The sequence below is a fragment of the Pseudoalteromonas sp. GW168-MNA-CIBAN-0100 genome (assembly GCF_040309225.1).
Taxonomy (GTDB): Bacteria; Pseudomonadota; Gammaproteobacteria; order Enterobacterales; family Alteromonadaceae; genus Pseudoalteromonas; species Pseudoalteromonas arctica.
This window is the reverse complement of sequence record NZ_JBEOOL010000019.1, coordinates 42,809-62,435: the sequence shown is the minus strand read 5'-3', so window position 1 is coordinate 62,435 and position 19,627 is coordinate 42,809. Positions and strand designations below refer to the sequence as shown.

Annotated in this window: 11 protein-coding genes; 10 read left to right on the top strand and 1 reads right to left on the bottom strand. The window is 38.3% G+C overall.

Going from position 1 to position 19,627, the window contains the following annotated elements; translation table 11 throughout:
* The 10 genes from bcsA (at window position 1) to AAEY62_RS12795 (ending at window position 19,060) form a co-directional block, all read left to right on the top strand.
* Complete coding sequence (bcsA, locus tag AAEY62_RS12840; protein ID WP_024589433.1) at window positions 1–2,670, top strand: UDP-forming cellulose synthase catalytic subunit; 2,670 nt, start codon at window positions 1–3, stop codon at window positions 2,668–2,670.
* Window positions 2,663–4,909 carry a cellulose biosynthesis cyclic di-GMP-binding regulatory protein BcsB gene (bcsB, locus tag AAEY62_RS12835; protein WP_350635060.1) on the top strand — a complete coding sequence of 749 codons (2,247 nt, stop codon included), beginning with the start codon at window positions 2,663–2,665 and terminating at the stop codon, window positions 4,907–4,909. Before bcsA ends, bcsB begins: the two co-directional genes overlap by 8 nt.
* Entirely contained in the window at window positions 4,909–6,039 is a 1,131-nt protein-coding gene (bcsZ, locus tag AAEY62_RS12830) for a cellulose synthase complex periplasmic endoglucanase BcsZ (protein ID WP_350635059.1), read from the top strand. Before bcsB ends, bcsZ begins: the two co-directional genes overlap by 1 nt.
* The gene (locus AAEY62_RS12825; RefSeq protein WP_350635058.1) at window positions 6,030–9,848 is read left to right on the top strand and encodes a cellulose synthase subunit BcsC-related outer membrane protein; all 3,819 of its coding nucleotides are present in this window, start codon (window positions 6,030–6,032) and stop codon (window positions 9,846–9,848) included. The genes bcsZ and AAEY62_RS12825 overlap by 10 nt, the downstream gene beginning before the upstream one ends.
* A gap of 247 nt (window positions 9,849–10,095) precedes the next feature.
* Window positions 10,096–11,589, top strand: a complete 1,494-nt coding sequence (locus AAEY62_RS12820; protein WP_024589437.1) for a peptide MFS transporter — start codon at window positions 10,096–10,098, stop codon at window positions 11,587–11,589.
* Between the two features lie 147 nt (window positions 11,590–11,736).
* The gene (locus tag AAEY62_RS12815) at window positions 11,737–14,481 is read left to right on the top strand and encodes a metallophosphoesterase (RefSeq protein ID WP_024589438.1); all 2,745 of its coding nucleotides are present in this window, start codon (window positions 11,737–11,739) and stop codon (window positions 14,479–14,481) included.
* Between the two features lie 303 nt (window positions 14,482–14,784).
* Window positions 14,785–15,831 (top strand): 4-hydroxyphenylpyruvate dioxygenase, encoded by a 1,047-nt coding sequence (gene hppD, locus AAEY62_RS12810; RefSeq protein ID WP_010555129.1) that lies wholly within the window; start codon window positions 14,785–14,787, stop codon window positions 15,829–15,831.
* A 136-nt stretch (window positions 15,832–15,967) separates the two neighbouring features.
* Window positions 15,968–17,281 (top strand): fumarylacetoacetase, encoded by a 1,314-nt coding sequence (gene fahA, locus AAEY62_RS12805; protein WP_282113975.1) that lies wholly within the window; start codon window positions 15,968–15,970, stop codon window positions 17,279–17,281.
* A gap of 143 nt (window positions 17,282–17,424) precedes the next feature.
* Window positions 17,425–18,588 carry a M23 family metallopeptidase gene (locus AAEY62_RS12800; RefSeq protein ID WP_350635057.1) on the top strand — a complete coding sequence of 388 codons (1,164 nt, stop codon included), beginning with the start codon at window positions 17,425–17,427 and terminating at the stop codon, window positions 18,586–18,588.
* Window positions 18,578–19,060, top strand: coding sequence for a bactofilin family protein (locus AAEY62_RS12795; protein WP_024607173.1), 483 nt, complete (start codon window positions 18,578–18,580; stop codon window positions 19,058–19,060). The genes AAEY62_RS12800 and AAEY62_RS12795 overlap by 11 nt, the downstream gene beginning before the upstream one ends.
* Before the next feature lie 21 nt (window positions 19,061–19,081).
* Here the strand turns inward: AAEY62_RS12795 and AAEY62_RS12790 are convergent, their stop codons facing one another.
* Window positions 19,082–19,555: a hotdog fold domain-containing protein gene (locus tag AAEY62_RS12790; protein ID WP_350635056.1), complete on the bottom strand. Its 474-nt coding sequence runs from the start codon at window positions 19,553–19,555 to the stop codon at window positions 19,082–19,084.
* Between the last annotated feature and the right edge of the window lie 72 nt (window positions 19,556–19,627).

Sequence of the window (19,627 nt, the reverse complement as noted above, 5' to 3'; positions counted from 1 at the left end):
ATGAGCATTACACTATTTTATCAGCGCCCTATTCACAGCACTTTATACTTGCTGCTGAGCATTTTATTTACTGATAAGTTAGTTCGGTACATTTTATTTAAGTTTCATAGCTACTTTAATCAACATAAAGTAAATGTAATTGAAGCTTTCTTAATGCCTTTTATTACGCTTTTAAGCTCGCTATTTATAAACATTAAACAGCATAAAATCAGCTTTGAGTTTACCCTTTATAACTACTACCCTCATTTAAGGCTGCCTTACCGAACCTATATTTACTCCAATATATTACGCTTTATTATTCAAAGTGTTTTTTTAGTGTTTTTTAAAAATCAGCTTAAATCTAGTTCAGTAAAAGAAGATGCAGTTAATTATTTTTATGATGGCGTTAGCTACCTTTTAAGGCAATTACGTTGGTTTGATTTAAAGTTAGGTAAATTATTAAAACGCCTACTATCAAAAAACAAAAAAGGCCCTAAAAAAAGTGCATTTAAAGCCATGGCTGATGCACGTGTATGGCAAAATAAATTAGTTAAATACGTCATCCTCGCGTTTATTTTATTTTTATTAGCAATATTCATTACAATTCCTTTTAGCTTGGAAGCTCAAGCCGTATTTATAAGCTTTATTTTATTAGTTGCGTACGCACTTAAACGAGTAAAAGGCCAAATGGCAACCATTGTCATGATCACCCTGTCAGTAACTACGTCTTCTCGTTACTTATGGTGGCGTTACACTGAGACTTTAAACTGGGATGATCCGCTTGCACTTGCACTAGGTGGCGGTTTACTACTTGCTGAAACGTATGCATGGCTTGTACTGATTTTAGGTTTTTTTCAAACAGTTAATCCGCTTGAGCGAAAACCAGTGCCTTTACCTAAAGACACTGACCTATGGCCAACTGTTGATGTATATATTCCAACTTATAACGAGCCGTTAAGCGTTGTAAGACCCACTACTCTCGCTGCTTTAAGTATCGATTGGCCTGCAGACAAGTTAAATGTTTATATATTAGATGATGGTAAGCGCTCAGAGTTTAAGGATTTTGCAGCCGAGATTGGAGTGGGTTATTTAGCGCGTTCGGATAACAATCATGCTAAAGCCGGTAATATGAATAGTGCTATGCGTTATACCGATGGCGAATATATCGCAATTTTTGATTGTGACCACGTTCCTGCTCGCTCGTTCTTACAAATGACAATGGGACAGTTTTTAAAAGACAGTAAAGTGTGTTTGGTCCAAACACCGCATCACTTTTTTTCTGCCGATCCATTTGAGCGAAATCTTAATAACCACAGTCAAATCCCTAACGAAAACATGTTGTTTTATGGATTGATTCAAGATGGTAACGACATGTGGGATGCAACCTTCTTTTGTGGTTCTTGTGCCGTATTAAAACGAGAAGCGCTTGATAACATTGGTGGTTTTGCATTTGAAACAGTAACTGAGGATGCTCACACGGCCCTTCGTATGCAGCGCGCAGGTTATAAAACTGCATATATAAACATCCCACAAGCCGCAGGCCTTGCTACCGACAGCTTGTCAGCGCATATAGGCCAACGTATTCGCTGGGCGCGTGGTATGGCACAAATATTTAGGCTTGATAACCCATTGATGGGTAAAGGTTTAAGCATCCCTCAACGATTATGCTATATAAACGCAATGCTGCATTTCCTATCGGGTATTCCTCGTATTGTATTTTTAACAGCTCCTTTGGCGCTAATATATTTTAATGCCTACATAATTTATGCTCCTTTTATTGCTATTTTTATCTATGTGGTACCGACACTAATTCAAATAAAAGCGACTAACTCACGCATTCAAGGTAAATACCGTTACTCCTTCTGGGGTGAAGTGTATGAGTCAGTACTTGCTTGGTACATATTAAAACCAACTACCGTTGCTTTATTTAATCCTAATAAAGGTAAATTTAACGTAACCGAAAAAGGCGGTTTAAATGATGAAGAGCATTACGACTGGGGGATTTCTAAACCGTATTTAATTCTCTTACTTATTAACTTACTTGGAATAATAGTGGGTGTATTACGTCTGTTTTTAGGTGATTCAAGCCAGATTGGCGTACTTATAATAAGTATGGGTTGGGCTTTTTATAATATTATTATTTTGGGTGCTGCGGTTGCGGTTGCTGCTGAGGCTCGCCAAGTGAGGCACTCGCATCGTATAAAGGCAAACTTTCCTGCCGGCGTTCGTTTAGCAAATGGCCATACTTTAAAAGTAAAAATAACGGATTATTCAGATAACGGTGTAGGTATAGAGACTGAACACGCACATTTATGCCGCGTTAACGATAAAATTGAATTATTAATGAGTCGCGGTAACAAGCAATTTTCGTTTACAACGTATGTATGTAATACCCGTAAAAAACAAATTGGCCTTACACTTAAAGATTTATCCCTCGAAAAGCAAAGAGCTTTTATACAATGTACTTTCTCCAGAGCAGATGCTTGGCTAGATTGGCAAAATAACTTTAGACATGACCGTCCATCGTATAGCTTCAAAGAAGTGCAAAAAACCAGTTTACGGGGCTTTAGTAATTTATTGTTTCATGCCCCAAGAGCGTTACAACCTATAATTAAGTTTATGACTAATACTGTCATTTACATAAATTCATTTACTCCAAAAAAACCGATAGTGCATAATAATTATGATTAAAAAGTTACTTAATACATTTCTAACATTGTTACTTATTAGTAGCGCATATCAAGTGCTCGCTATCGAGCCTATGCACGACAAAACTATGTTTGTAAATGGCTACCCTGAAAGCGCTCAGGTTTCTAGTTTACGTCTTAGCTTTGAAAAGTTAGGGTTCAACGACTATAAACTCGACGGCGTGAATAATAATTCTCGAGTCGATTTCACAAATAGAATTGATAAATTAAGCACTAATCTAAAGCTTAACTTTTCGTACACCAACTCACCTTCATTGCTGGCTAATGTATCGCATTTAAAAGTTTATTTTAACGATAACTTAGTTACTGTTTTACCTATTAATGAGCAATTAAGTGTTGTAAAAAATACGGTAAGTCATAGCCTAGACCTAAATGCTAAATACATCCAAGACTACAACCAAATTCGCTTTGAACTAGTTGGCTACTACGACTTACGATGCCAAGATTACTTTAGCCGCTCAATTTGGACTGAAATAAACAAATCAAGCCACATCACGCTTGATCAAAAACAGTTAGCAATTGATAGCCGCCTTGAATATTTACCAGAACCATTTTTTGATGCTAAAGATTACAACAAATTAAACTTACCTTTTGTATTTGCAAGCACACCTAATACACAAGCAATAGAAGCTGCAGCAACTTTATCTAGTTGGTTTGGCGCACAAGCTGACTGGCGTGGCGCTAACTTTCCAGTCGTTTTAAATAAAGCACCAGAGCAGCATAGTGTGGTGTTTATTACTAATGACTCAAAACCTGATTTTTTAAAAGATTATCCAGATGTTGAAAAGCCAACCGTCGAGCTAATTTCAAGCCCTATTCACAGATACAATAAAATGCTGTTAATTTTGGGGCGTGACGAAAAAGACTTAAAAACAGCGGTCACTGGTCTTGTATTTGGTCATAAAATTATGACTGGTCGAAGTGCAAGCATCGAGGCAATTAACAAACTCCCACTGCGTAAAGCTTATGATGCGCCGAGATGGCTAAGAAACGATCGTCCCGTGCACTTTGACGAGCTTATTGACTACCCAACTCAGTTACAAGCTGAGGGTCTTAACAACGGCCCTATAAAATTAAATGTTCGTTTTGCACCTGATTTATTTACTTGGCGTGAAAAAGGTATTCCTATTACTTTGCAATACCGTAATACGCCAGAGAGCGAAACCTTAAATTCACGTTTAAACATGCTAATAAACCAAGAATTTATAAGTGGTTTTTTACTTGATAAAAAAGACACATCGTTAACTACCGCTAAAACGTTGCTGCCTTTAATTGCTAATACAGACACAACGCAAAGCGCTGAAGACTTTTCATTAAACGGTATTAATCTTGCCAGCCGAAATGAGTTAAATTTTGACTTTAGATTTGCAGTACTTAAAAAAGGCGAATGTGCCGTTGCTCCACCTGGTGGCGAGTACGGGGTAATTGATGGAAATTCTAACATTGATGTAAGTGGGTTTGATCATTACATGGCTTTACCTGATTTAAATGTATTTGCAAATAGCGGATTCCCATTTACAAAATACGCAGACTTACAACAAACTTTAGTATTGATAGATGAAGTTCCATCACCTAAAGCACTATCTGTATTGTTTAATTTAACAGGCCACTTTGGTGCTATTACAGGCTACCCAGCTCATAGAATAAGCATTGCTCATTTAAATCAAGATGCCAACTTAGATGATAAAGACATCTTAGTAATCGCAACACCTAATAGCATTGCTAATAACTTAGATGAAGATGCGCAAACCAATATCCTGCTTGATAATAATCAGCGCGCTATAAAACAAGCCATATACAATGGTGCTTACGATGAGCAGACAACAGATAAAGTCCAAGTAAGTATAAAAAGTAGTGGTGATATGGCCGTTATTACTGGCTTTCAATCACCGTTTGATTCAGAGCGTTCAATTGTATCGCTTAGTGCAACATCACAAAAAGCCTTTACTCTACTAGATGATGCGTTAATGAGTTCAGAAGCTCTTGCGCAAATTAAAGGCAGTGCTGCGGTCATAAATTCTCAAGGCATTAAGACAATTAAAACTGATGAGCAATACTTTGTTGGTCATATACCTGTGCATACCCTAATTTGGTTCCATTTATCGGATCACCCATTTGTACTGGCGCTATTGTCTATTTTAACACTACTGTTGATCTCATTTATAATATGGCGATTACTGCAAGCATTAACATACAAGCGATTAGCTGAAGGAGATAAGTAATGAAGTCACTCATTAAAGTATTTTTTACCGTGATTGCATTATTTACCTTTAATGCCAATGCACAAATAGAGCAATGCCAACCATGGGATGCATGGCAAACGTTTAAAAGTAACTTTATAAGCCAAGATGGTCGCGTTATTGATTTGGGGAGTGAGCAAAAAGTCACAACCTCTGAAGGCCAATCTTATGCCTTATTTTTTGCTGTCGTAGCAAATGACAAAGCAATGTTTGACCTAGTCCTGGATTGGACGCAAGAACATTTGTCAGAGGGTGATTTAAGCACTCGTTTACCGGCATGGCAATGGGGTGTTAACAATCAAAATGTTGGCGGAATTTTAGATTCAAATCCAGCGTCTGATTCTGACTTATGGATAGCATATAGTTTATCGCAAGCTGCTATTCTTTGGGATGACCGCCGCTACAGCATATTAGCAGCCGTACTTGCACAACGGATAATGCGTGAAGAAACCGCCTATATTTCGGGCCTAGGTTTATCATTACTACCCGCCCCTACTGGTTTTGAATTTGATAATGAGCGTTTTAAGTTAAACCCAAGCTACTCACCGTTATTTATTTATCAGCAGTTTAAAAAGCTTTATCCACACTCGCCTTGGCATCAACTGCACGAAGGCTCAGCAAAGTTGATTTTAGATACAGCAAAGCAAGGTGTTAGCCCTGACTGGGTAATGTTTGATGCAGATAACGGCTTTTACTACGATAAAAAAACGAGCGACTTGGGCAGTTACAACGCTATTAGAGTATATTTATGGGCAAGTATGATGGCAGACAACGCACCTTATAAAAAAGAGCTATTAGCGCAATTTAACCCTTTTATAGAAACAATTAATAAACGTGGTTACGTGCCTTTAAATACTTTTGCTAAATCAGGAAAATCTGAAAAAAGAGGCCCTCTAGGCTTTAACTCAGCTCTATTACCTTTACTAGCGACTAATAACGATAATTCTACAGTAATGGCTATTCAGCAAAAACTAATGATTGATAAATCATTTACCCAGACTCGTTATTACGACAGCGTACTTAACTTGTTTGGTGCAAGTGCTTTAAATAAACGTTTTTCAATTACAGCAGATGGGACGCTACAACCGGTATGGAGCACTGAATGCCGTTAAGGTTTGCCCTCGCTTGCACATTAGCGCTTAGCTCTGGATTAAGCGCTAACACAGTCAACGATATTGATACGCAATCTGTTGATTGGTTACTAAGCCAAATAGGTATTGGTGAAGCACAGCAAAATAAAAAACTAGTTGAAGATAGCTTGCGAAAGCTAGTCGCTATTGCCCCTGCCCGAATAGAAACACAGTGCGCAGTAGCGCGTTATAATTTTGCCAATGGCGAATCAGTGAAAGCCAACCAATTATTAAGCAAAATAGATAACGGACTCACTAAGCAAGCCCCTTGTGTTGAAAAACTTAAAATACTCTCTCGTATTGAGGGTAAAGATAAATCTTTAATTCATGAAGCTAGGCTACTTTCTCGAGCTGGACGTTATGAACAAGCCCGTGAAATATACAATAAAATATTTAAAAACACCTACCCTACACTTAATTACGAGCTTGAGCATTTAAGCTGGTATGGGCAAGACAGCGACCAATGGAAAAGTGTTAAAAAAGGCTATGAAAAGTTATTAAAAAGCTATTCTAATATCGCTCAAGTAGAAATACCTTATGCTCGCCATTTACTGAGGAAAAACCCAGCAAATAATAAAGCTTTAGATATTTTAAGTAATTACGGAACTAGCCCTTCTTTTATTAATGAAGTTGAGTTTATTTGGCTTGCAACTCTTAAGAGCATGGATCTTACTCAAAATACAGTTGAGCAATACCAACGATACTTCTCTGTGTACCCATTTAGTAGTAAAGGTAAGTTACAATACGAAGATTTCCAACGAGATTTTAAAGTAAGGCAAGCATTACTTGCCGATCCTGCGTATCAGCTTTGGCTTAAAGGTGATCGTTTACTTAATAATAAAAAATTAAAAGAAGCTGAGCCCCTACTATTAAATGCTTTAAAAGGGCGGCCAACCGATAAAGAAATTATGCGCAGCTTAGGGTATTTGTATTTAGCGAAAAGCGACTACAAAAAATCTTATTACTATTTTTTTACCGCGCAAAAATATACACCTAATTTTGATGAGCGTGAAGGACTTAAAGAACTCGCGACAGTTGCGAAGTTTTGGCTGTATATGTCTGAAATGGAAGATGCTATAGAGCAATCTGATTTTAAAACAGCACAATTAAAACTAAATCTAGCTGAGCAATTAAATCATGACCAAGAAGCTTTTCTTTATAACAAAGGCCTATTACTAGTAGCTCAAGGAAATTACACACAAGCTGCTACCGCCTATCAAGCTGCCCTAAAAACCAATCCTTTATATGAAAATGCCTTACTTGGCTTATTAAATATCGCGCAACTAGATCAAAACCAAAAATCAATTCGCAACTTTTATAATTCATTAAATGCAAAGCAACGAGATTTAATCTACCCCTCATATGCACTAGCTACCAGTAATACTCTAAGAGATAAAGCAAGTCAGTATACTAATGGTGGAGAGCTAGAAAAAGCAGAAGAATTACTTAAGCAAGCTATTGAGCTTTCACCTGAGCAACCTTGGTTATATTACGATTTAACTTTTATATACCAACAAAAAGGCCTCACTCAACAAGCACGTGATTTATTTAATAATGTATTGTGGCAATTTCCGCTAAACCCCCAAATTAGATATAGCCATGCTTTATTTTTGCGCTCTATAAATGATTATGAAGGTGCTTTAGATACACTTAAATATATTCCTTTTAAAAATCGAGATACAGATATTATTGCTTTAGAGCAGCAATTGTTGCTTAACGAGTCTCTTACGCAAAGTCAGCAATATCTTGATTTAAAAAATAAATCTGTCGCTATCTACCATTTAAGTAACTTAGAAGCAAGAGAGCTAACACCTGAAATGCAAGCTGAGCTTTCTAATAGTTGGTACAAAATTGATGAAAAACGACATGCTCTTAAATTACTTTCAAGTGCCCTTTCATCTGACTCATCTTTGTCGCCTTATTGGCACCTTTTACAAGGCCAGTGGATACTAGAGCAAGGTAACCAAGTTGAAATAAAACGCTGGTTTGAGGGTTACGTGTTACCAGAAAGCGCTTCTGAAAACGAAACGGCTCAATATGTTCAGTTACAAAATAACTACCTAAACCAGTTTTACACTGGCAGTGATTTAATTGCTAAGCTCAATCAGCTTGATCAAAAATATAAAGATATTCCAGCAACAACTACTGCCCTTATTAATGCAAATTTAGCGCTAGAACAATATGAAGCGGCCGTTATTTTGTATCAGCAAAAAGTACAAAATAAACAAACCATAGAGCCTCAAGCACTACTCGCTATTGCTAATGCATACATAGAACTTGGAGACGACTTTCAAGCAAAAGAAGTTACGCAAAAAGCGATAGCGCAAACCACATCGCAAGAGGGTTATTTGCAACGCCAAATCATGTCATCTCTCAATGAGTTTAATTACTCTGGAGACGCACTTTATTTAGCTAAGCAACTTGTTGAAAAGTCACCCAACGATCAAGAACTACGTTATTTAGGCGCTCAAGTAGCCAGCAAATTCAACGAAACCGAACAAGCACAATCTTGGTACGCACAAACCCTGTCACCTAATCGTACTTTAAACGAAAAAGAGCTTTACGGAGCGCTTTTAAAAATAGATGAAAACGATGAATGGTATGTAAACGGTGCTAAACGTGAGCTAATAAACGAGCAAAACAAAAACCAAGCCTACATTGCCATGGGTGTTAACTTTAGTGGGCAAACAAGTACCGAAAGTGAAGCAACACTTGGTGCGGGCTTAGTACCGATTGAAGCTTACTTTCCACTTTGGCAAGGCCAAGGATTTATTAAAGTAGACCCGACTACTATTAGCGCACAAACAACGCGCTTTGATGAGCAGTTCGCTGGTAGTCGCTACGGACAAGGTGCTTTATGTATTTTCACTTGTTCAGTCGATGAAGTGACACCAGAGGAAAGTGGTGTAGATATAGGTATTGGTTGGCAAAACGAAAACTGGCGTGTAGATGTAGGCACTACTCCACTTGGCTTTTTAATTGAAGATATTGTATGGGGTGTAAATTACGCAGACAGTTTTGGCGACTTTGGATACAGCCTAGAACTTGAAAAACGCCCAGTTACAAATTCAGTGCTTTCTTATGCGGGCTTAAAAGATGTAAATACAGGTGAAGTTTGGGGGGGCGTACGCTCTACAGGCCTAACAGCTAATTTATCGCACGACTTAGGCGGAAAATGGGGTTTTTGGTCAAGCGCCGACTTTACCCTATATAAAGGCCAAAATGTAAAAGACAACCAACGCTATCGTATGATGGGCGGTACTTATTACCGTGTAATTAGCAATCAAGAGCGTGAATTCACCTCAGGCGCTAGCTTATTACATTGGGCATACAAGTATAATTTAAGTGAAGAAACATGGGGCCATGGTGGTTATTACAGCCCACAAAACTATGTAGGTTTATCTGTGCCACTCACTTATGACGCGCGTTGGGGCGATGATTTTGTTTATCGATTAAAAACCGGTGTTTCGTACTCGCAAACAAAAACTCAATCTATTGATTTCTTCCCTAATGATGGCGATTTGCAAATAGCTGCATATGATAGAGAGTCAATAACAGGTGTTGATCCTGTATTTGAAGGTGAAACAAGTTCTGGTGTTTCATATAATCTTGAAGGTAGTTTTGAGTATAGAATAACGCCGAATTGGTTCTTTGGTGGTTACTTAGCCATCGATCGTTCTGACTTTTACGAACCAAATTTTGGTCAGCTTTATATACGTTACTACTTTAATCCTGTGTACGGAACACTTGAGTTTCCAGGCACCCCTATTGTTCCTTATGCTGAGTTCTAACTTGGCATAAGGTGATACACCGCGCAATACTTCCCCTAGCACTAAGGTATATGTATACTTGAGCGCAATTGTAACTAGGATAAGGGTGTGTCTCTTACCTTGTGGTGTTACTGCCATATAGCAAATCATTATCTTAGCTACAAATAATATACTGATGGTCGAGCATTTTAGTGGTTACAAATTCTAAAATAGCTAAAGCAAAAAATTATAAGGCCATCATAACAATACTTAAAGTTAGGAAGTAAATATGAGTTCAGCTCCAGATAGTGGTTGGTTTGGCCACCCTAAAGGACTTTCAACATTGTTCTTCACTGAAATGTGGGAACGAATGAGTTATTACGGTATGCGAGCTATGCTCGTATTATTCATGACAGCAAGCTTACAAGAAGAAGGTTTAGCCTTTACTGTTGCCTCAGCTGCTGCAATTTATGGTTTATACACAGGTGCGGTATACTTTTTAGGTTTACCAGGTGGCTGGCTAGCAGATAGATTGTTTGGTGGTCAAAAAGCAGTTTGGTATGGCGGTATAATCATTATGATTGGCCATATTATTTTGGCTATTCCACATGATTATTCTTTCTTCATTGGCTTAATATTTGTAGCGACAGGTACTGGTTTGCTAAAACCAAATATCAGCGCAATGGTCGGCCAACTATACAGTGATGCTGATGAGCGTCGTGATGGCGGTTACGCTATTTACTACATGGGTATTAACTTAGGTTCTTTAATTGGTTACTACGTTTGTGGTTACTTTATGGAAAACGTAGGTTGGCACTGGGCGTTTGGTGCAGCCGCTGTTGGTATGGCTATTGGTTTGGTGCAATATAAGCGCTCACTTAATAACTTACCAGAGCATAGCGCTTTACCAGCTAATCCATTAGGTCCTAAAGGCACTTCTCGCGCATGGGTTGGTATTGCTGCGTTTGTAATTGCAGCTGCTGCAGTTACTACGGCTGCAATGACCGGCGCAATTGTAATCAATCCAACAGTGGTTGCAGGGTACGTAGCTGTTGTATTTACTATTATCTTTTTTGTTTATTTTGGTGTTATTTACTTTACAGGTAAATTAACAGATGCTGAAAAACAAAGAATGTGGGCACTATTTTTAGTCTGTATTGCATCTGCATGTTTTTGGTCTGGCTTTGAACAAGCGGGTTCATCATTAAACTTATTTGCTCGCGATTATACTGACCGTCTTATTGGTACTTTTGAAATCCCTACAACGTGGTTTCAATCATTAAACTCACTGTTTATTATTGCTTTATCGCCATTTTTTGCAGCGCTTTGGATTAACTTATCTAAAAGCTTAGTGTCACCTAGCTACAGCGTTAAATGTGCAATTGGCTTAATTATCATGGCATCTGGCTTTTTAGTTATGTTTATGGCGGCTCATTACGCAGCTGAAGGTTTAAAAGTAGCGCCTTACTGGCTTGTTACTACGTACTTTTTACATACAGTGGGTGAGCTTTGTTTAAGCCCTGTAGCGTTAAGTGCTGTAAGTAAGTTATCGCCTAAACGTTACACAGGTCAAATGATGGGTGTATTTGTATTAACTTACTCAATCGGTAATATTATTGCAGGCTTACTTGCTGGTAATTTCGATCCGAATAATGTTGATGAAATTCCTAACTTATATTTACAAATTGCATTATTTAGCATTGGTGTTGGTGTTGTTTTAGTACTAATGACCTTTAAAGCTAAAGTATGGGAAAAACAAGGGTTAGAAGAGAAAGCCTCTTAATTATTGTTTATTTTTAATGTAGCAATATAACCTAAGACAATTCCTCCATAGCTCCTATGGGGGAATTTTTTATTCAACTTTGCCCTGCTCCCGTTAACTGATATTATGTCCTGATTGGTTATTGAATAGACTCAGGGACATCCGTAGATGCAATCGTTAACGATATCACGTGTTATTATATTTATATTTCTTAGCTTTATTTTAACTGCCTGTGGTAGCGGCGATGAAGTGACGGTTAATCCAAACGATCCTGTTGAGCCTGAACCAAGCAAATTAACACTATCAAGCGCTAATGGTTTAGACGCTACATTAGACGAAGGCAATTTTATATTTAATGCACCTTCCAGTGCTATTTCTAGTGATGTAGAGCTTACCTACGAGAAAACATTATTAGATGAGACGAATATACAACAAAATATAATTTCTGATTTACATGCACTTACGCCCTCCACGCTTACTCTTTCAAAACCTATTACCATTACAATAAAAATCCCTGATGACTATGCATTAGGCGGACAACTGTTTATCGCAAAGCAATCGGGCGCTAATTGGGACACAGTTACAAATTCAATCGTTTTAGATGGATTTGTTAGCGCTCAAGTAACAACATTGGGCACATATGCAATACAAATGCAGCGCAATGAAGCTTTCGCAAATATCGGCCCAACTTGCGATGCTAACGCAACAGAGCAGTCAGTAAGGTTTGTCCACGTTGCAGACTTACATGCTCGCTTTGGCTATGAAGAGCAATATTTCAGTCGTATAAAAGCCTACTACAATCAAGTAGCAAGCCAAACCCCGCACACCTTATTTACAAACGGTGGTGACGACTATGAAAAAGGCACTGTTGCTGAGCAATTATCACAAGGTACTGCAACAGAAGAAGCAATTAAAGCAATGCAGTTTGACCTACGAGTCGTTGGAAATCATGATTATGCTTGGGGCCCAGAAAAATTACTAAGTTATTCCCAAGACGAGAATGCAATCGTACTTGCTAGTAATACTCGTTATGAAGCAGAGCAACTACAAGATTTTGCAGGCGTAGGATTTGCAAAAGTACAGGTAGGGTGTATTACACTTGGTGTGTTTGGCATGACTTCTGTGCCGTGGAATGAGCTAGATGAACCAATTCAAGATGATCCGATCCCTGATTTTATTAAACAATTTAAAATGAGCTGGCAATGGCAACAAATCGCACAAAGCATAGTAAACCAATACAGTGGTGATGTAGATTACATGATTATGTTGAGCCATTTAGGTGTAGGCTTAGATACTGATATGGCAACAAACGTACCCGGTATCGACTTAGTACTTGGCGGCCATACACACGGTGGGGAAAGCTACACAACCCTTGATAACGGCGCTATTGTTTTACAACCGGACTTTTACGCTAAAGGTATTACTGACTTAACGCTTAATTTTAATTTAGCTGATAAATCATCTCCAGTTGTTGATTACAAAACGATTGAAACCGATACAATTGTTGAACGTGATGAGACAACAAAACTAGCAATAGATGAGATAATGGGGCGTTATGCTCCCGATGCAGAAACTGAAATCGCTATTTCTGAAAACTACCCAACTGATGCGCAGCTAGCCGAAATCACCGCCTTAGCCGCAAAACATTCAAGCACAATTAGCGCAGCATTACTTAATCCTGAACTAGTACAAAAGCGCTGGACACCTGGCACACTTACTCAAGAAGACTTCCATAAAGCTTTTTACGTAGAAAGGCAGCCATCAAATACGCCAGGGTTTAACTCTATTTATAAAGTAACAGTATCGGGAAGCGACTTAACAACGATGTTTGCAAGTCAACCAGATTGGTTTTTACTTAAACCTGAAGATATACAACCTACTAATAATTACGAAGTTGCACTATTTAAAGGGGCAGCTTTAAATCCTGATTTATTTTTTAATAGTGTTACATTCTCAAACGTAGAGCCAATAGCCGAAGCTTGGTGGCTACTTGATAAATATGCACGTGCCAGAACAAGTCAGTGCCTACACCTTGACACTGACACCGAACTTTATTCATGCAACAACTTAGCAAATGTAACCGTATGGAATTTTGACGATACTAACAACCCGTTAGCTGCTGATTTTGGACCTTCGATACTTAGCTACTTTGATCCAGATGAAACAAATTGGGGCACTGCAGAGACACAATATAGCACCACGACTCAATTAAATATTGATGATTTAAGTAATGGTCCTTCAGGTGTTATGGCGTTTTCTCGCCACGCTCCAACAGAAGGCTTACTTATTGACTTAAACACACCAGCAAATGGTGACTTTGCAAATGAAGGAATGGTGTCTGACTACACTTTGGTAATGGATTTATACTGGCCCGCAGAAGGTAAAGATATTTACCGTGCAATTATGCAAGCCAATACAACTGATTATCTTAATGATGATGCCGATATGTTTATTGACCCAAGCGGCGGCTATGGGCAAGCAACTAGCGATAGCGGCTATTTTGGCAATACACAACCCGACTCTTGGCATCGTATAGCTTTTGTATTTTATACAGCACCAACCAATGGGGTGTTTGAAGTCTATATAGATGGAGAACTTGCTGGCGTAAAAGAGGATGGCGAAATCGATAGTCGCTGGGCACTCAATCAATCTGTATTACTTTTGACAGATAACAATTACGAGACAGTACCAGGGTACTTAAACTCGCTGCTTTATGCAGGACGTGCTATGACCAGAGATGAAATTAAAAGTATGGGCGGCGCACAACAAAAGTTGTCCTTTGAGCAACCGACGCGAGTGTTAAATCAAACGATTGAACGTCACTATCAAGCTGCGCCAGCGATAAAAACAAACCAATGGATTGAGCAACGTAACAAGTTCTTTGGTGGCAACTCTAAAAGTGTAAACAATTAAATACAACTAAGCTTTTTCTTGTTCATTCTAAAAGGAGGCTTCATGCAGGTGAACCCTCCTTTTTATTATTTAAAAACAACAAATTAAGAATAAAAACCACTATTCAATCCTATGGCGTATAACTTCATTTTACTTAACTGTATTACAAACACGTAACTTTATAATAACCGTCTTATAAAATTTACACATACACTACACACTAAATAGTGCCTCCCCCTTCCCCAAATCAAAAATCTGGTTGATTATCTACTGCAATATGACAACAACACATAATCGCAGTGCTTAATTGCGGGAGTAATAATAATGAGTGAAGTAAATAACTATTTAGGTTTAGTCGGTATTGAATTTACCGAGTACGCAACACCTGATGCTGATTATATGGATAAAGTATTTACTGATTTTGGCTTCTCTAAGCTTAAAAAATTCAAAGGTAAAGACATTGTTTATTACAACCAAAACGATATTCATTTTTTACTGAATAACGAGCGTGAAGGTTTTTCTGCAGAATTTGCTAAAAGCCATGGCCCTGCTATTTGTTCAATGGGTTGGCGTGTTGAGAATGCGCAAAAAGCATTTGAAACTGCAGTAGAGCGTGGTGCAAAACCAGCCACTGATTCAACACATAAAAACATGCCTTACCCTGCAATTTATGGCATTGGCGACAGCCTAATTTACTTTATTGAAAATTTTGGCGACAAAGGCACTATTTACGAAAGTGATTTTGAAGATTTAGAAACGCAAAATGTTGTAGAAGATAAAGGCTTTATCCGAATCGATCATTTAACCAATAACGTTTATAAAGGCACCATGGAAAAATGGGCTAACTTTTATAAAGACGTATTTGGTTTTACAGAAGTACGCTACTTTGACATTAAAGGTCAAAAAACAGCGCTTATTTCGTATGCATTAAAATCACCTTGTGGCACCTTCTCTATTCCAATAAACGAAGGTAAAGGTAACGATAACAACCAAATTGATGAATACCTTGGTGAGTACAACGGCCCAGGCGTTCAACATTTAGCGTTTTTAACAGATGACCTAGTAAGTTCTCTTGATAAGCTTGATAAATCAACAATTGCAACGCTCGATATTATCCCAGAGTACTACGATACTATTTTTGACCGAGTACCTTGGGTTGCTGAAGATAAAGAAAAAATTCGTAAGCACCAGATACTCGTAGATAGCCAAAGTGAAAATTGTTATTTATTACAAATTTTCTCTAAAAACTTATTTGGTCCAATCTTTATAGAAATGATCCAACGCGTTGATGATGGTGGCTTTGGTGAAGGTAACTTCCAAGCATTATTTGAATCAATCGAACGCGACCAAGAGCGTCGCGGCGTTTTATAAAATATTTGAGTAAATTAAAAGCAGCGAACTTCGCTGCTTTTTGTCGTTTTAATATTTAAAAAGTATGGCGCCAAGTACAAGTATGATTAAATAAACTATACCTTGTCGCCATACAGTAAAATCCAAAGGAAATGTAATGAGCCTAATTAACGAAACCCACGATATTAATTTAACCAGCTGGGTAGAGTCAGCTAATGTTGATAATTGCGACTTCCCTATTCAAAACTTACCGTTTGCAGAGTTTCGCCGTAAAGGGTCTGATGAGGCCTTTCGTGGTGGTGTTGCAATTGGTGACCAAGTAATTGATTTAGCAAAACTGAGTAAATTAAATGTTTTAACAGGTGACGCTAAAACAGCCGCTGATGCAGCAAGTGAAGCAACTCTAAATACATTTATGGGTTTAGGGGGGCAGTATTGGTCAGCACTGCGTTTAGCGCTTTCAAAAGCACTACGAGCAGGCTCTGAGCACCAACAAGCGCTTAGCGATACGCTTGTTGTACAATCTGACATAGAGTTTTCTTTGCCTTGTCGTATCGGCGATTACACCGACTTTTACACTTCTATTTATCATGCTACTGCTGTGGGTAGTTTGTTTCGCCCTGATAACCCATTACTACCTAACTATAAATGGGTACCTATTGGTTATCATGGTCGCTCTTCATCTATTGACGTATCGGGTCAAACATTTCATCGCCCTAAAGGCCAAACTAAAGCGCCTGATGCAGAAGTGCCATCATTCGGTCCTTGTAAACGCCTTGATTACGAACTAGAGCTGGGTATTTACTTAGGTAAAGGCAATGCACTGGGCGATGCAATCGCTATCGAAAATGCTGAAAACCACGTATTTGGCTTTTGTGTATTTAACGATTGGTCAGCACGTGACTTGCAAGCGTGGGAATACCAACCGCTTGGTCCATTTTTAGCTAAAAACTTTGCTTCAACTGTATCGCCTTGGATTGTTACAACCGAAGCGCTAGCGCCTTATAGAACAAGCTGGACGCGTGATGAAAACGATCCGCAGCCTATGGACTATTTAGAGTCAAAAGCGAATCGCGACCAAGGTGCTTTTGATATTCAAATGGATGTTAAAATTCAAACGCAAAAAATGCGTAGCGAAGGCCATAACCCAACGCGCGTATCCACATCTAGCTTTAAGCACTCTTACTGGACTGTGGCACAAATGGTTACTCACCACACAGTAAATGGCTGTAACTTTATGCCAGGTGACATGTTAGGTTCGGGCACTCAGTCTGGTCCAACGCACGAAGAAGCGGGTTCTTTACTTGAACTATCTCGTGGCGGTAAAGAAAAAATTACGCTAAGCAATGGCGAACAACGTAGCTTTTTAGAAGATGGCGATAACGTTATTATGCGCGGCTGGTGTGAAAAAGAAGGCTATGCACGCATAGGTTTTGGCTCTGTAGAGAGCACAGTACTGCCTACAAAGTAATACGAGTATTAAAAAAATTATCAAAAGGGCTGCTTACTAAAAGCAGCCCTTTTTTATTAATTTTTGAACAGTTACAATTTTTTTCTAGCTTTTTTAACTCAAATTGCTATCTTAATTCGGTTAATAGCCAGTGTTTATATGCCATGTCAGTATTTATAAAGTCTTTTTATCATAAATTTTTCCCAGCTCGACAGCTACTTATTCGCCAAAATGGCGAAGTTAAGCATGTTGTTTTAGCCTCTTGGTTTCAACTTTTTGTAGCGTTGCTTATTTTAGCCACTTTTACTTGGCTGAGTATTTCGAGCTTTCGTGTTTACACACAAACTAATAAAATATCTGACATAGAACAAAGTCAAATAAACAAGCAAACACTTTGGCAACAAAAAGTCAGTGAACAGCAAGCCCTGCAAGCAACGCAATTAGAACAACTTGCGATACTTGAGCAAAAGCAGGCGCTACTGCAAAGCATGATAGAGTCCCTTCCCGCTTCGATTAGCAAAGACGTTATTAAGCTTGATTCAGATCTTGACGTGCCAATCAATGAAAGCAGCAATGAATTTCACGAACCATTAGTCGATGAAAATCCAAAAAGTAAGCAGGCGCAGTTAATAGCTCCAATTCCATTCGCAACAAGAATTGCCAATTTGAATAATCATTATGAACAAAGCTTTAACTTTTTAGATAACCAAATTAGCGAACGTCACCAAGCTATTTTAGCTATGGTTAAAGGCGCAGGAATTGAGTCAGCGCTTGAGCAACACTTAATATTAAGTGCCCAAACAACCGCACAAGGTGGCCCACTTGATACATTTAACGAAACAAAAATTCCAAGCCACTTTTTAGCCATCGTTGATAAGTTATTAGCATTAAATAATTTAGAAAACTTTTTAACTGAACTACCAAACACCCTCCCCTTAGCTAAAGCTAAATATTATATTTCGAGTAGTTTTGGTCTTAGAAAAGATCCAATGAATAGTAATCATGCCTTTCATAAAGGAATTGATTTAGCCGGTTGGCATAAAACCGAAATATTCGCCCCAGCAGACGCTGTAGTGCTTCGTGCCGGTCGCAATGGTGGTTATGGTAACTTTATTGAGCTTGAACATAAAAATGGCTTAGTGACTCGATTTGGACACTTAAATAAAATTAAAGTAAAAAAAGGTCAGTTAATCACTAAACATGACGTAATTGGTTTAATGGGCAGCACAGGCAGAAGTACAGGTACTCATTTACACTACGAAGTATTACTTAACGGTAAACAAGTCAATCCTCTAAAAATAACAAAGGCGCTTTCTCATGTTTGGTAGAAAAAAACAAAAAACAGTTAGCTCTAATTTAAAAAGAGTAAATCACACACCGTCTATTATTTCTGAAGACGTACGCCTTACAGGCACTTTAGTTAGCCAAGGTGAAGTACAGCTTGATGGCCGTATTGATGGCGATATAAAAGTGGAGCATTTAGTTATTGGCTCAACGGGTGTTGTTGAAGGTATTGTTGAAGCTAAAAGCGTCATTGTTAAGGGTAAAGTTATTGGCTCAATTAATGCTAGTGAAGTAAAAGTACAAAGTGGCGCTCATGTTCATGGCGATGTGTTTCACGATACATTGAGTATTGATGCAGGCGCAGTAATTGAAGGTAGTTTAAAGCAACGCTTTGAAAAAGAAGAGCCTGAACTAATTTCGAAAGAGCTTAAACCCGCAAAAGAAGTTAAAGCATTGTTGAAGGAAGATGGCAGCGACTTATCGTTTGTAAATAAACAAGCCGCTGATAAAAGCTGAGTCAAATCAGTTTAACGTAAGTTACCTTTTTTCAGTAATATACATAGTAATATCTGCAGTGAAAACAAGCTCATTGCGGGTATTATACAGTTTAACCGGTACTACTAAGTCTTCTTTATCAATCCACTTACGCGGTAAATCAATTTCAGCGACTGCTCTTACATCTGTATCTACTTTAGCCAAATACCTAACTGTCATGCCTTTTGGGATCCAACGATGCGTTTTAACTGGCACTGTTGCATCTACCATTACACCAGCACACAATTCAGCTAAGTTACACTGCGCAATAGCATGAATAGTTCCAATATGATTATGAACGCTGCGACGATTTTTAACTACCGCACTACAATGGCCCTCTCTCAAATCGAGTACGTAAGGTTTCATTGAACCAAAATATGGCGCTTTAAAGCAAACAGCTTTAGTAAAAAGCCAATTCCCAAACGGTAGGCGCTTAAATTTATGCCATGTTTGTACAAGTGCGGATTTATTACTCATTATTATTTTCCATCAACAGTTACTTTTTTCAAATTAACACATCAGACCAGTTTTAAAAAGTGCATTTACACT